We start from the raw sequence: 16179 nt of genomic DNA on the forward strand, positions 1-16179 counted from the left end.
AAATTTTATTGCATTATACTAGGAATAATTCTTTCGTTTAGATTCTTTATAATCGTTTTAAAGAATTCATAATCATCATAGGGTTTTATAATAATATCATTGAACCCATTAGAAAACACTTGTTCTTTAACCTCTTCAATATTGGAAGCTGTAAGTGCAACAATTGGTATTTCTTTATTAAAATCTCGAATCGCTTTGGTTGCCTGAAAACCATCCATTACAGGCATGTTTAAATCCATAAGAATTAAATCATAATCTTTTTCTTTCACAGCCTCGACTGCTAGAAGTCCGTTTTCTACAACATCACTTATGAAGTTTTCTTTTTTAAGAATATTCTGCGTAACTATTTGATTAATCTTATTGTCCTCCACGATTAAAATGCTTCTTCCTCCGTTTTCTAACAAACGTTCTTTAAAAGATTTTTTCTCTTCTTTAGCTTTGGCTTCTTTATCTATTTTAAAAGTAATATTAAAAGCAAATTTAGAACCTAAACCTTCCCCACTTACTAATTCTATTTGACTTCCAAATAAATCTACTAGGTTTTTAGCGATGGAAAGCCCTAAACCTGTTCCTTGGTAATTTTCATTGTGATTTCTTTCTAACTGGGAGAAGTTATCGAAAATCATTTTCTGTTGTTCTATAGGTATTCCTGGTCCGTCATCAATAATTTCAAAACGTATGTTTGCTAAATTATTATTTTTCTTTAATAATATGAGCTTTAAAAAAACGTGTCCTTTGTTTGTAAACTTTAAGCTATTCCCCAACAGGTTAATGATAACTTGACTTAATCGAATATTATCTGTAAAGATGAATTGCGGTATCTTATTATCATATTCTAAATATAACTTATTCGCTGTTTCTTCTAGCTGATATTCAAAGGAATCGGTTATACTAACAACCATTTTCTTTAAGTTTAATGAATTGTTTTGCAGTTCTATTTTTTTGGATTCAATCTTACCAATTTGTAATACATCATTAATTAAATTTAAGAGATAATCTCCTGAATATTTTAACGACTTTAAATATTTTTGATCCTGTTTATTTAATCCATTATCCTTTAACAGTAAGGAGGTCAACCCTACAACACCATATAAAGGTGTACGCAATTCATGACTCACATTAGAAATAAAACCCGATTTTAATTTAGAAATTTTTTCGGCCTGGTTTTTTGCTATTTCTAATTCTTGGTTTCTTATTTGAAGAATAGTACTTAATTTTCTTTTAGATAAATAATTTATGAATAATGCAACTAGACTAATAACCAAAAACACGAGTGCTACAACAAAAATGGTATTAGCTTTTTGGGTTTTTTCTGTTACTTTAACTAATTCGTCTTTTTCTTTATTTGCAACAGTAGCATCCAATTTATAATCTACTATATCGAACTTTATTTTAGCGAATTTAGATTGTTTAACCTTTTCTTTATTAATAACCTTTTCTCTATATATATTATGTTTTAATAGCGCAGCATAGGCCCTTTCATTTTTATTTAAGCTTGCTAATGAGGCAGCATATTCTTTATAGATATTTGAAATTAATAAATTTCTTTGATTATTGGTTTCATCTAACTTTTTTAGAATGATTAAAGCATTATCAAAATTAACAATGGAGTTATATAGTGCTTCTTTTTGTGCATAGTATTTACCAAACATAAACAACATTTGGCTTTTTTCTATTGGTGAAACCTCTATGGAATCTTGTAATTCTTTAGCTCTTAGCATCAACTTAAAAGCTTGATCCGTTTCATTATAATCTAAATGGATAGAACTAATACTTAAAAGAATATTGGAAATGGTATGTATTTTTTCTCTCTTATCTTTTTCGGCTAATATTTCTATTTTTTCGGCAAAACTTAAAGCTTCTTGGTAGTAATTCATGGCTTCTTCTTTTTTAAGAAAACCTTGAGAATATACCTTACCAATATTTAAATATGCATTTGCTATTAGATAGTTTTCGTCAATACGCAATGCTGCTTCTAATGCTTTTAAATACGATTTTTCCGCATCTGCATTTTCATCCATCCTACTATAAATATTACCTAGAGTACTATTAGCTATTGCTTTACCATAATTATCATCTATAGAATCAGATAGCTTTATTGCAACATTAAAGTAATCAATAGATTGTATGATTTTATCATTATCATACAACTCTGTTCCAATAGTATTCAAACTATCTATTTTACTTATGATAGCCCTTTCATTCTGACTGAATAAAGAGTTAAGCGCTAAAAAGAAGAAAAATATATGTAGGTGATTTTTCAATTTTAGTTAATTTGGGTGGTGCCAAATATATCAAAAGGGAAATGGAATACCAAATAAAAAATCGATAAAACTACATAAAAATCAGTTTATCTGCAAAATATCAGTGATTTACGTGTAATACGACTCCTACTCTTTTATTTTATATTGAATATGCTTAACCATTTTACAAGCACTATTTTGGACTACACTTACATTTAAATATGTTTGAAAAAGCATCATATAAAAAAACCCTTCTAATTTATAGAAGGGCTTTTTTTCATATTATGCTACAGTCTATATTTTATTGTACCGCTTGTAGAGCATCAATATTACCATAACCAAAACTACTATTTTTATTAGGGTAAAATTCTGCAGATTGTTTTAATTTGTTTAGCACTTGTGTCTTTGTCCAAGTTGGGTGTTTTGCCCAAACTAAGGCTGCAATACCTGCAGTAGTTGCTGTTGCTACAGAGGAACCACCAGTATAACGTCTATCTCCATTATAAAATCCTAAAACTGGAGGCGCTTTACTTGTATTATTATCCCCTTCCATAATTATAGTAAAATCAATTTTACTTCCGCTATGGCACACTTCACATCTCTCATAATTGGATCCATCGTCTACTCCTGTTACCGCAACAGTTTCACTCATTGTTGCTGGAAAAATAACACCATAACCATTGGTAAAACTTGTGGAAGTTCCTCCTGCTGCAAAAATTAATTTCCCTTTGCTATTTGCATATTTTACGGCATCTTTAATATTACCAATAGACCATAAATAACCAATAGACATAGAGATTATTTTTACATCACTTCTATTTCCTAACGCTGTTAATGCAGAAGAGACACCTTTACGTTCGTGATAATCATTTAATAAAACATCTTCGGTTGCTCTATACGCTACTAAATTAGCATTATAAGCAACACCAACTGGCATACCATTATCATTACGAGGAGCAGCCATTGTAGAAGCCATAGCTGTACCATGTCCACATTTATCATCCGGTCCATCATAATTACTGGACCACCACCAATTAGAATCTATAAACGTACCGTATTTTTGCACAAAACGTCCACTAGAATATCCGTCATTAATCCCTGAAGAATTCAATAAAGGCTGGGATGCCGAAACACCGGTATCTATTAAACCTATAGTAATACCCGACCCGGTGCTATAGTTCCATGCTTGTGGAATATTATGTTGGTGAAAATGCCACGAAACTTGTGCATTATTTGGACTTATTGTTGTGTAATGTGCCGGATCAATATAAGCTCCGTTTTTATCACATCCAGAACTAGAACGTGCGTTATTTACAACTTCATAGTGATTATAACCATTTGGTTCTAAATAACGAACACCTTCTTTATTAAATAATTGTTTGATAGTTTCTAAGTGCTCTACTTTTACATCTACCACATTAATAATATCATGCTCTACAACGGATTCTCTATTTCTGGTGTAGCCTTCGTTGTCTTCGACTATTTGCAAAACATCTTCTAAAGTAGACTTTAACCGATCTGTTTTTAACTCTGCAAAACTTTCACCTTCTTGTCCGTAACCAATTGTTAAAATATTATTTCCTCTAACTACGGCACTCCAAAGCGTATGCTCATCCACATCTTTCCAGTCAAATGTTCCTGTGGCAGTTAGGCTTTCATTTATTATAGCGTTTAATTCTGAAATGGTTAACGCTTCTTTTTGTTCTTCAAGGATTATGCTTTCTTCTTTATTTTCTAAATAGTCTTCATTTTGACAGGCATTAAAAAAAGTAAAGGCTACCAAAAGAATAGATAGCTTAAGTAATGGTTTTTTCATTTTATATAATTTAAGGTTAGTCCTTAAATATATGGATTATTCTTAAAAAAAAATAAAATAAATAGAGAACTGACAAATAAACCGTGTTAATAATAACAAATACACATATGTATGCTTGTGCATTTGAAGTTTAATAATAGTTCTGAATTTGCGTTAGCGGTAGAAATGGCATCCTTTTTTTGCTTTCATATATGGCAAAAAAAGATATAATGTATGACGCGACCCTTGTGGTAACGCCCAAATAATTAATTTATAATTTACGACGTACAGAACCAGTAAAATCTTCTAGATCTTCTTTTACTTTTTTAAGCTCATCATCCACATCTTTGGTAATGCTGGTGTCGATACCATTTTTCTCTGCACTTTTAGTTATTTCATGCTTAATATCATTGGTTGCGTCTTTAAGTGTGCGCATACCTTTACCTAAACCTCTAGCGATTTCTGGTATTTTATCTGCACCAAATACCATTACCACAACAAATAGTATTAAGACTATTTCTGGGCTGCTAATGAATAAAAATGTTGTTTGTAGTATCACGGTACAAATATAGTGAGATGTTTATTAGAAATAAAAAAAGCCGACTGTTAAAAGTCGGCTTTTTAAAAAATATTTTAAAATTAGTTTTTTACTTCTTTTTTAAATTTGTCGAATTTGCTTTCCGTTACTTCTCTTGGCCAAGCATTATTAGAAGTATCTACATCTGCAGTTTCAAGATTTGGATCTACTTTAATAGATACAATTTCTTTTTCTGAAGCGATAGCTTTGCTAACTTCTTTATCGTTTAATCTCCAAATTTGCGCAGGATATGTTACTGTTTTAGATGTACCATCTGCATAGGTATATTCTGCAATAATAGGCATTACCAATCCTCCTGGTTTCTCGAAAGTTACTTTATAAAAGAATTTAGGTTCTTTTATTTTTGCTCTTTCTTCTGGAGTAAAGTTATCCATTACATACTCATTTAATGTAGGAGAGTTTTCTAAAGCAGATTTACCTTTTAATGCATCATTAAAATCTTCACTTCCTTCTTCTACGAAAAACACTAAAGGTGGCAAGTCACTTAACTGCATTCCTCTTTGTTCTGCAATTTTTTTAATTTCTGCATTTGGCTCATTAGAAACGTAATATTTTTTCACATCTTTAATTCCCATATCTACGTAGTCTGTTGTATAGAACCAACCTCTCCAGTACCAATCTAAATCGAATGCAGAAGCATCTTCCATTGTTCTAAAGAAATCTTCTGGTGTAGGGTGTTTAAACATCCATCTTCTTGAGTATTCTCTAAATGCATAATCAAATAATTCTGGTCCCATTACGGTTTCTCTTAAAATGTTAAGAGCCGTTCCTGGCTTACCATACGCATTGTTACCAAATTGGTAGGTATTTAATCCTTTGGTCATGATTGGAGCAATAAAATCTTGATCTCCTCCCATATAGTTTACAATTTTAGCGGCTGGACCACGACGAGAAGGATATGCTGTTTGTCCTTCTGAAAGTGCTGCTGGATACCATTTACCAAAGTCTTGTTCTGCTACGTATTGTACAAAAGTATTTAAACCTTCGTCCATCCAAGTCCATTGTCTTTCATCACTGTTTACAATCATTGGAAAGAAGTTATGACCAACTTCATGAATGATTACAGACATCATACCAAATTTTGTTCTATCGCTATAGTTACCTTCTGCGTCTGGACGACCATAATTCCAGCAAATCATTGGGTATTCCATACCTTGTTGTTTTGCGTGAACTGAAATTGCTTTGTGGTATGGATAATCGAAAGTCATACGAGAATACGACTTTAATGTACTTGCTACTGCTTTAGTAGACCAATCTTCCCAAAGTGGGTTTCCTTCTTTTGGGTATAAAGAAACAGCCATTACATCTTTGTTTCCAATTTTAACAGCCATCATATCCCAAATATACTTTCTTGAAGTAGCAAAACCAAAGTCACGAACGTTTTCTGCGTATAGCTTCCACGTTTTTGTTTTGGTAGATTTCATTTTTTCGGCAGCTTCTGCTTCCGCTTGCGTTACAATTACAACAGGCTCATCATAAGATTTTTTTGCTTTCTCATAACGTTTCATCATTTCTTTAGAAAAGACTTCTTTTCTGTTGGTAAGTTTTCCTGTACCATCTAAAATATGATCTGCAGGAACGGTAATATTTACTTCAAAGTTTCCGAAAGGTAAAGCAAATTCATCTCTTCCCCAGAACTGTGAGTTTTGCCATCCTTCTACATCGCTATACACAGCCATTCTTGGGTAGAATTGGGCTATAACGTAGTTTCTATTATCGCTATCTGCAAAGTACTCGTAACCAGATCTTCCTCTTCCGTTTACGTGATCGTTAATATTGTACCACCATTTTATAGAGAACGAAAATTTTTGTCCGGTTGCTAATGGAGTTGGTAACTCTACACGCATCATTGTACGGTTTATCATGTGCTGTAATGCACGACCGTTGGTATCTTTTACTTCTTGAATGTTAAATCCGCCATCAAATGCTTCTGTTAAGTATTTATTTGCGAAACTTCCTGGTGTTTCTGCTGGCTGTGAAGCGTCATCACTAATTAAAGGTGTTTTAGAGTCTTTAGCTCTCATGTTTTGATCTAACTGTACCCAAAGATATTTTAATACGTCTGGAGAATTGTTAGTATATGTTATGGTTTCATAACCAGATAATTTAGCATTTACATCGTCTAATACTAGATCCATTTTGTAATCTGCCTGCTGCTGGTAGTAAGCAGCACCTGGAGCTCCAGATGCGGTTCTATACATATTAGGTGTAGAGAACTCATCATAGAGTTGTTTAAATTTGTTGTTGTTTGTGTGGCCTTGCTCTCTTTCTACAGGTTCTTCTTCTTGTGCGAACACACCAGCAGTAAGAAATAAAGCGGAAAGGAATACGTACTTTAATTTATTCATTGGATAAAATTTGGTTAGAAATCATGCCCAAATTAGTAAAATTTTAAAAATATTAACCTTTTTTTAATTAAAGTTTAACACGCCTTTGGCATTTCCTTTTCTTAATAGAAGACTTTTATTTTTACCATTAATGTTGGTTCTAATAATATTTTCTTGCTCTGCAAATAGATCCATTAAGACTTTATTAGTTATTTCAAAACTCTTAACCTCCTTAACACCTTCCATTTCAAGGTAGACAAAAATAATTTCATCCTCATATTCCTTACCTAGATAATGAAAAGGCATAAGTTCTCCATTTATTGCTATTTGTATTTTTTCCTTTAGATATCGTTCTACATACATATCTATTGTAGATAATTCATTTTCAACATCTAATGTAATTTTTGCATCGTAACGTTCCCGAAGTAATCTTTCAAAATCGTCAATAAAAATTCTAGAAGTGATTTGTATTGCTTCTTTTTCTTTTACATATTCTACACTTGTTACACTTACGTAGTATTTATGCACTGTTGTAAATGCCAGCATAGGTAGCACGAAAAATAGTAAGGCGATTTTTAGATTCTTCATATTTATTATTGTGTCCGCTTGCGCTGAAGTTATTACGATGGCGTAAAACGGAAATCTTTTTTATTAAACGTAAAAGTAATTATTTTTTAGATGAACTAGGTTTCAAAAAGCATTCCAAAGCAACTTAATCTTCTTTGCTATTCATCATTAATTTATAAGCCGTTAATTTTTCCTTCAAAAAAACCAATATTTCTAAATCGCTTTTCCCATTACAAATTTTGGTGAAATTAGTATCCTCTGAAACAAAATAAAAGTAATCCATGATTTTATCTTCGTGTAATGGGTTTTCGACAAATAAATCTTTAGAGAATTTAGTTTTCATTTGATACATTAACGCTTCATTACGTTCTATTTTTACAATATTTTTCAATTTTTTTGTTCTTCCTGAAATTTCATTTAAAATAGGATTTAAATTGAGTCCACCAGCCAAAATACCTAATAAATGAATTGGTTTAAAATCTCCAGCATCATAAAGTATTCTTTCATTTTGTGTCATTCGTGGTCCTTGATAACTTGGTATACCAAGGCTTAACGACGTTACAGGCCTTCCTTCCACAGCATTTAAATCTGTCATTAAATCACCGGTTAGCATTTTACCGATTACCACTTCATCTAGCTCATTGACTTGCTCTTCTAGTGTAATGGTGATTTTTTTAGACAAAACATGCTCTATACCAATTACTATAGTTTCTAATTTGTTTTGAATAGAGGAAACGATCAACGTATCATTCCGTTTTACAGGAATTACAAACTTTCCTTTTGCATTTGTAATGGTGAACTTTTGCGAAGTTTTATTTATGATATGGATATTTTCTACATCGTCTATGCTCTTAATTTCACCATGTATTTCAATGGTTTGTGACCAAGAAACACAAATACTAAACAGGCTAAAAACAAATAAAATTATATTCTTAATCCTCTTCATTTAGCATTTTTAAAAACAGCTTACTTTGCGTTAGCAAAAACTCTAAAAGATGTACTTCGTTTTCTTTTTTAAGCAATTCATAATCCAATTGATTTACTTCTAAAAAGGCATAGAAAGCTTCCACTTTATCCAATGGAATATTAAAATTATCACTAATATACTTTGGTGCATATACATCTGCTAAATCATATATTTTTTTAGCATCTCTTGCTTTTAACTCTTCGTAAGTGAGTTTCTTTTTCTTTTTAAAGGAAACACCAAATAGTTTTAATATTTCCACTGGATCAAACCCATTATAAAGCTCTCCTTTCTTTACTAAAACATTATCTGGTTTATTCATTCTAATATCCTCAAAGTCCAAATTATCCATATTTCCCATACTAATAGGAATAGGCTGAAAATAATCTGCATTGTCCACATCTACAACTAATTCTCCCGATAAATTATGCGTTAGAATAACAACCTCATCTAAAGTATTCACCTCTTCTTTTACTAGAATGATAACTGCTTTATTTTTAATTATTTCCTCACTAATAATTACTTTCACCTCTTTAAACGAAATAGCAGAAATAACCAAAATATCCTTTGGTTTTACAGCAATAGTAAATGCTCCATTTACATTTGTAATGACTCCTTTTTTTGAAGTACTATTGTACACATTGATATTTTCTAAATCTGAAGATTCTGAAACTATTTTACCTTGAATCTCTACGGTTTGTGCCCAAGAGGTTTGTAAACAAATAATTAAAAGAAAAATAAGCTTAATTCCTGTTTTTTTCTTCATTTAAAAACAATTGACTTTGGGTTACTAAGTATTCTATTAACTGTATATCTTTTCCAGCATCTAAAAGCCTTTTATCTGTATTATTTTTTTCAACAAAAACAATAAAGGCTTCTACTTTTTCTTTTGGTATTTCAAAATTTTCACTTATAAAATCATGTGTGTAGCCAGTCATTAAATTATTAAAATTTGAAAACTTTTGGTCGTTTTTATCCTTACTGTTTTTAGATTTTAATCTTGGCTTAATTAACCAATTAGTAATTTTTACAAAATCTACCCCATTATAAAACTGATCTTTTTTAAGTATCATATTTTCAACTGCAGCATATTGTCGTTCTGTATATTGAAAGTCTTCTAAATTTTCAACATCAGAATAAATGGCATCCATATCTAAATTAAAAGCTCTTAGCTTATTTAAATCTGTAGTTAAGTTACCCGAGAGCCCAAAGGGTAAAATAACAACCTCATCTAAATTATTTATACGTTCTACCAAAAAAGCAGTAAGTTGTTTAGAAGCAATAATATCTTTATTAATGCTTACCATAAAGGTTTTAAACTGTAAAGCGGATATTTCTATTTCATCATTTAAAGCAACATGTATTTTAAATTCACCATTGCCATCTGTTAAAGTACGGTTGTTTGAAGTTTTATTGTAAACCACTAAACCTTCTATCTCGTTAATTTCAACAATAACCTTTCCGTTTATCTCAATTCGATCTAGGACTTGACCGAATGCAGTATAGGAAATAGAAAATAAAAAAGTAAATAATAGTAATAAATGCTTCATAGTATATGGTTTTATCGAGTTAAAGAAAGGAATTCAAATCTTAAAAAAAACACAAGAGTCAATTAAACTTTTGTTAAAACTCTTTATTACTTAAATTTACAATAAATTAATGGAATTAAAACGATTTCTATTCCTAGAAAAACCACGATGAAAAACATAATTATAGCCAGTACTTCTACCATACATGACAGCGATTATTTAGAATACCTTTTAGAAGAATTAGCTCTTTTTTTTAATAATGTCTCTACTATTTTATTTATCCCCTATGCAAGACCTGGCGGCATTTCGCATGACGAATACACCCAAAAAGTAAGGGTAGCCTTTTTAAAAATAAACAAACAAATCACTGGTATACATACATTTAAAAACCTAACGGAAGCCATTAATAATGCCGAAGCTATTTTTGTTGGTGGCGGAAACACCTTTGTATTAGTAAGTCAGTTACATAGAAACAAACTACTTTCTATTATAAAAGAAGTGGTAGAAAACGGTACGCCCTATTTAGGTACAAGTGCTGGAAGTAATATTTGTGGCCTAACCATGAACACGACTAATGATATGCCAATAATACAACCGCCAAGTTTTAAAACGCTAGGCTTGGTACCTTTTAATATCAATCCGCATTATTTAGACCCTATCCCAAACTCTACACATAAAGGAGAAACTCGAGAAACCAGAATTAAAGAATTTCATGCCTATAACTCACAACCTGTGGTTGGTTTAAGGGAGGGAAGTTGGTTAGAAGTATTAGGAAACACCATAACTTTAAAAGGAAAATTACCTGCAAGAATCTTTGAACACAATCAAACTCCTTATGAGGTAGATACAAATACAGATCTTAGTGATTTAAAATAAAAAAGCCTCATCATTAGATCAAGCTTTAACACTATAAAACGAAAAATCTTCATCTAATGATGGAGCTTTTGAGCGAGAGACCAGGTTTACTCCGTCTACGCTCAGCATAAACTTCTCACCTTAAATTTTCAATACCTAAAACCATATAAAACAAAAAAGCCTCATCGTTAGATGAAGCTTTTGAGCGAGAGACCAGGTTTACTTCGTCTACGCTCAGCATAAACTTCTCACCTTAAATTTTCAATACCTAAAACCATATAAAACAAAAAAGCCTCATCGTTAAATGAAGCTTTTGAGCGAGAGACCAGGTTTACTTCGTCTACGCTCAGCATAAACTTCTCACCTTAAATCTTCAATACCTAAAACCATATAAAACAAAAAAGCCTCATCGTTAGATGAAGCTTTTGAGCGAGAGACCAGGTTCGAACTGGCGACATTCAGCTTGGAAGGCTGACGCTCTACCAACTGAGCTACTCTCGCATTCGGATGGCAAAAGTAACTATTTTTATCATATAAAAAAGCTTTTTCAAAAAAAATATCATGTTTTTCGTCGAGAATAAATAACCTTTCATCGATAAAATATTGTTTTAATGCTCTAAATCACACAAATAGGGCTTCATCAAATACTTTTGTTTTTTGAATTAAAAGTCTATAAAATGAAAAATGCCCTAATATTATTTACTTTCCTACTTTCTTCTAGTTTATTTTCTCAAGTTAAAATTGGAGACAATCCTAACGCGATTGACAATAATTCTATTTTAGAATTAGAAAGCACAGAAAAAGTCTTTGTGGTTACTAGAATAACAAGTGCACAGATGAATGCTATTACTCCTATTAATGGAGCAATAATTTATAATACAGAAGAAGATTGCTTATACCAATACAATAATTCTTCTTGGACAAGCTTATGTGTAGATGTAATGGCAAATGAGACCATAACTACATTGATAGACAATAATGATGGTTCTATAAGTTATACAAACGAAGAAGGAACCGTTACTGCCATTATTAAATCAGCACTTACAGACAATGGTGATGGAACTTTTACATTTGATAGCGGAAATGGCGCTCCACTAACATTAGACGTCTCTGCATTGGAAACTATTACTTCTCTTTTAGATAATGCAGACGGGACTTTCACTTACACTTCCGAAAACGGGACAGTTACAACCATCGACACAAATAGTGCAGAAACAGTAACTTCCATACTATTAAACCCAGACAATACAAATATCGATTATACCGATGAAGATGGTGTTACTACACAATTAGATTTATCGGCAATCGTAGCAAACCTAGAAGCTTTAACAACTTTAGTCGACAACAACGACGGAACATTAACCTAACCGATGAAGATGGAAACCCAACCGTTTTAGACGTTGCAAACTGGAAACACTAACTTCATTGCTTAAACCAGATAATACAAATATCGATTAACCGATGAAGATGGTTACACACAATTAGATTTATCGGCAATCGTAGCAAATTTAGAAGCACTTACAACTTTAGTAGATAACAACGACGGAACATAACCTAACCGATGAAGATGGAAACCAACTTTTAGAGTTGCAACTGAAACTAACTTCATTGCTTAAACGGACAATACAAATATTGATTATACCGATGAGATGGTTGATACACAATTAGATTTATCTGCAATTGTAGCAAATTTAGAAGCACTTACAACTTTAGTAGATAACAACGACGGAACATTAACCTACACCGATGAAGATGGAAACCCAACTATTTTAGACGTTGCAAACTTGGAAACACTAACTTCCATTGCATTAAACCCAGATAATACAAATATCGATTATACCGATGAAGATGGTGTGATTACACAATTAGATTTATCGGCAATCGTAGCAAACCTAGAAGCTTTAACAACTTTAGTCGACAACAACGACGGAACATTAACTTACACCGATGAAGATGGAAATCCAACCTTTTTAGATGTTGCCAACTTAGAAACTTTAACTTCTATTGCATTAAATCCAGACAATACAAATATCGATTATACCGATGAAGATGGTGTGACAACACAATTAGATTTATCGGCAATCGTAGCAAACCTAGAAGCTTTAACAACTTTAGTCGACAACAACGACGGAACATTAACCTAACCGATGAAGATGGAAACCCAACCGTTTTAGACGTTGCAAACTTGGAAACACTAACTTCTATCGCATTAAACCCAGATAATACAAATATCGATTACACCGATGAAGATGGTGTTACTACACAATTAGATTTATCGGCAATCATAGCAAACCTAGAAGTACTTACAACTTTAGTCGACAACAACGACGGAACACTAACTTACACCGATGAAGATGGAAACCCAACCGTTTTAGACGTTGCAAACTTGGAAACACTAACTTCTATTGCTTTAAATACGGACAATACAAATATCGATTATACCGATGAAGATGGTGTGACAACACAATTAGATTTATCTGCAATCGTAGCAAATTTAGAAGCACTTACAACTTTAGTCGACAACAACGACGGAACATTAACCTACACCGATGAAAACGGAGCGCAAACCATAATTAATGCTGCAAATTTAGAAACACTAACAACTCTAACGAATAATGGTGATTTAACCTATACCTATTTAAATGAAGCTGGTACACCTGTTGTAATTTCAGTAATAGATAATGACAACGATTCTACAAATGAATTACAAGATTTGTTTTTAAATGGAACCGAGTTACAATTATCTAATCCTGCTACTCCCGGAAATTTAGTGGATTTAACTAGTCAAATTACTTTAGAAATGTTTGCTGATGCACCAAATCCAAATAGCGAAATATATTGGAATGGTACACAATGGGTTTATGGCACACGAGTAGTTTCGGTTAATAACTCGGTACCAGATCCAAGTGGAAATATAAATATCCCAATTGGAAATGTATATACAGGTCCAACAACAAGTACTGGAGATATCGGAGTAATTGAAGTTGGAGGCACACCTCAAGAAGGAGATATTTATGTTGTAAACAGTGATGCTCCTGATCCAGCTCAAGTTGGAGCAACTTATATTTATGATAACGATTCCTCCGATTGGATTGCAATAGACCCTTTTAATGCGGCACTTTACGATCCTAGATATGTAAATATTTCCGGAGACACTATGGTTGGAAACTTAGATATGAACGGAAACACGGTAACGGATTTAGGTGCACCAACTGGCCCAAGTGATGCGACTCCGAAATCTTATGTGGATGCAATTGGCTTAGTGGATAATGGAGACGGAACTTTTAGCTTACAAAAACCAGATGGAGCTATTGACACTGTTAGTAAAGCGACATTAACAGCTAATTTAGACGGCACTTATACTTTTGATAATAACGACGGAAACCCAATAATAATAGATATTTCAGCATTAGAGACTTTAACTTCTATTGCTCTTAATACAGATAACATTAATATTGATTATGTAGACGAAAATGGTATAACAACACAATTAAATTTATCTGCAATCGTAGCAAATCTGGAAGCTTTAACAACACTTGTCGACAACAACGACGGAACGTTAACCTACACAGATGAAGACGGAAATCCAACGATTTTAAACGTTGCGAACCTGGAGACACTAACTTCTATTGCATTAAACCCAGACAATACAAATATCGATTATACCGATGAAGATGGTGTGGCAACACAAATAAACCTTTCTGCTTTAGTTAATAACTTAGAAACTGTAACGACCATTACAGACAATACCAATGGTACTTTTACGTATGTGGATGAAAACGGAAGCGCAACAGTCATATCCATTACAGATAATGATAATGATGCGACTAACGAAATAACAACAGTTACGGATAATGGAAACGGAACAACTACAATAACAGACGTCAACGGAGGAAACGTCACTTTAGATAACGATGGCATAGACAATGTTGACGATGCAGATAATGATGCAACGAATGAAATCCAAACCGTAGAATCTACAGATGGGTCGGTTGCAATTACCGCGAACGGAAATGATTTTGATTTAAGCGTTACTCCTTTTGACGAAACGGGGTTACAAACACAAATCACCACAAATACAAATGACATTGACACTTTAGAAGCAGAGCAACTAACACAAAATGATGCTATTGCAGATAACGCAACTGCAATCACAGATCATATTACTGCAGATGAAGATATCGATGCAACGAATGAAATCCAAACCGTAGAATCTACAGATGGTTCGGTTGCAATTACCGCTAACGGAAATGATTTTGATTTAAGCGTTACTCCTTTTGACGAAACGGGGTTACAAACACAAATCACAACCAATGCAGATGACATTGATACTTTGGAAGCTGAGCAAGTAACACAAAATGATGCTATTGCAGATAACGCTTCAGATATAACAGATAATACAACTGCTATCACAGATCATATTACGGCAGATGAAGATATCGATGCAACGAATGAAATCCAAACCGTAGAATCTACAGATGGTTCGGTTGCAATTACCGCTAACGGAAATGATTTTGATTTAAGCGTTACTCCTTTTGACGAAACGGGGTTACAATCACAAATCACAACCAATGCAGGTGATATTGATACTTTAGAAGCAGAGCAAGTAACACAAAATGATGCTATTGCAGATAACGCTTCAGATATTGTAAACAACGCAACTGCATCACAGATCATATTACGGCAGATGAAGATAGAGCAAGAATGAAATTCAAACTGTTGAATCTACAGATGGTTCGGTTGCAATTACCGCTAACGGAAATGATTTTGATTTAAGCGTTACTCCTTTTGACGAAACGGGGTTACAAACACAAATCACAACCAATGCAGATGATATTGATACTTTGGAAGCAGAGCAACTAACACAAAATGATGCTATTGCAGATAACGCTTCAGATATTACAAACAACGCAACTGCAATCACAGATCATATTACGGCAGATGAAGATATCGATGCAACGAATGAAATCCAAACCGTAGAATCTACAGATGGTTCGGTTGCAATTACTGCGAACGGAAATGATTTCGACTTAAGCGTTACTCCTTTTGACGAAACTGCTTTACAATCACAAATCACAACCAATGCAGATGACATTGATACTTTGGAAGCTGAGCAAGTAACACAAAATGATGCTATTGCAGATAACGCTTCAGATATAACAGATAATACAACTGCTATCACAGATCATATTACGGCAGATGAAGATATCGATGCAACGAATGAAATCCAAACCGTAGAATCTACAGATGGTTCGGTTGCAATTACCGCTAACGGAAATGATTTTGATTTAAACGTTACTC

At 32.9% G+C, this 16179-nt stretch carries 13 protein-coding genes and 1 tRNA gene; 5 read left to right on the plus strand and 9 right to left on the minus strand.

Going from position 1 to position 16179, the window contains the following annotated elements; translation table 11 throughout:
- Nucleotides 1-5: 5 nt before the first annotated feature.
- The 8 genes from AMD28_RS04530 to AMD28_RS04565 form a co-directional block, all read right to left on the minus strand.
- Nucleotides 6-2264, minus strand: coding sequence for a response regulator (locus AMD28_RS04530; RefSeq protein WP_152975543.1), 2259 nt, complete (start codon nucleotides 2262-2264; stop codon nucleotides 6-8).
- 280 nt (nucleotides 2265-2544) lie between these two features.
- Nucleotides 2545-4059 (minus strand): S8 family peptidase, encoded by a 1515-nt coding sequence (locus AMD28_RS04535; RefSeq protein ID WP_055442971.1) that lies wholly within the window; start codon nucleotides 4057-4059, stop codon nucleotides 2545-2547.
- 250 nt (nucleotides 4060-4309) lie between these two features.
- Entirely contained in the window at nucleotides 4310-4597 is a 288-nt protein-coding gene (locus tag AMD28_RS04540; protein ID WP_055442972.1) for a Sec-independent protein translocase subunit TatA/TatB, read from the minus strand.
- An 80-nt stretch (nucleotides 4598-4677) separates the two neighbouring features.
- Nucleotides 4678-6984 (minus strand): M1 family metallopeptidase, encoded by a 2307-nt coding sequence (locus AMD28_RS04545; RefSeq protein WP_055442973.1) that lies wholly within the window; start codon nucleotides 6982-6984, stop codon nucleotides 4678-4680.
- 63 nt (nucleotides 6985-7047) lie between these two features.
- Nucleotides 7048-7551: a DUF6702 family protein gene (locus AMD28_RS04550; protein WP_055442974.1), complete on the minus strand. Its 504-nt coding sequence runs from the start codon at nucleotides 7549-7551 to the stop codon at nucleotides 7048-7050.
- Nucleotides 7552-7675: 124 nt separating this feature from the next.
- The gene (locus AMD28_RS04555; RefSeq protein WP_055442975.1) at nucleotides 7676-8476 is read right to left on the minus strand and encodes a carboxypeptidase-like regulatory domain-containing protein; all 801 of its coding nucleotides are present in this window, start codon (nucleotides 8474-8476) and stop codon (nucleotides 7676-7678) included.
- Nucleotides 8463-9260 carry a carboxypeptidase-like regulatory domain-containing protein gene (locus AMD28_RS04560; RefSeq protein WP_055442976.1) on the minus strand — a complete coding sequence of 266 codons (798 nt, stop codon included), beginning with the start codon at nucleotides 9258-9260 and terminating at the stop codon, nucleotides 8463-8465. Before AMD28_RS04560 ends, AMD28_RS04555 begins: the two co-directional genes overlap by 14 nt.
- Nucleotides 9238-10044 carry a carboxypeptidase-like regulatory domain-containing protein gene (locus AMD28_RS04565; protein WP_055442977.1) on the minus strand — a complete coding sequence of 269 codons (807 nt, stop codon included), beginning with the start codon at nucleotides 10042-10044 and terminating at the stop codon, nucleotides 9238-9240. Before AMD28_RS04565 ends, AMD28_RS04560 begins: the two co-directional genes overlap by 23 nt.
- Nucleotides 10045-10191: 147 nt before the next feature.
- On the opposite strand from AMD28_RS04565, the gene pepE reads away from it, so the two are divergent.
- Nucleotides 10192-10899, plus strand: a complete 708-nt coding sequence (gene pepE, locus AMD28_RS04570) for a dipeptidase PepE (protein WP_055442978.1) — start codon at nucleotides 10192-10194, stop codon at nucleotides 10897-10899.
- A gap of 407 nt (nucleotides 10900-11306) precedes the next feature.
- Here pepE and AMD28_RS04575 read toward each other — a convergent pair.
- Nucleotides 11307-11379: transfer RNA gene (locus AMD28_RS04575), tRNA-Gly, on the minus strand.
- Between the two features lie 176 nt (nucleotides 11380-11555).
- Here AMD28_RS04575 and AMD28_RS04580 point away from each other — a divergent pair.
- The 4 genes from AMD28_RS04580 to AMD28_RS04595 form a co-directional block, all read left to right on the plus strand.
- Nucleotides 11556-12245, plus strand: a complete 690-nt coding sequence (locus tag AMD28_RS04580; RefSeq protein ID WP_055442979.1) for a hypothetical protein — start codon at nucleotides 11556-11558, stop codon at nucleotides 12243-12245.
- A gap of 282 nt (nucleotides 12246-12527) precedes the next feature.
- A complete protein-coding gene (locus tag AMD28_RS04585; RefSeq protein ID WP_055442980.1) occupies nucleotides 12528-13022 on the plus strand; it encodes a hypothetical protein in 495 nt (164 codons plus the stop codon).
- Between the two features lie 41 nt (nucleotides 13023-13063).
- Entirely contained in the window at nucleotides 13064-15586 is a 2523-nt protein-coding gene (locus AMD28_RS04590) for a beta strand repeat-containing protein (RefSeq protein WP_055442981.1), read from the plus strand.
- A gap of 136 nt (nucleotides 15587-15722) precedes the next feature.
- Nucleotides 15723-16179, plus strand: a 457-nt coding sequence (locus tag AMD28_RS04595) for a hypothetical protein (protein ID WP_206542231.1), incomplete at its 3' end; no start/stop codon positions are given.

The organism is Lacinutrix himadriensis (assembly GCF_001418105.1).
In the GTDB taxonomy this organism is placed as follows: Bacteria; Bacteroidota; Bacteroidia; order Flavobacteriales; family Flavobacteriaceae; genus Oceanihabitans; species Oceanihabitans himadriense.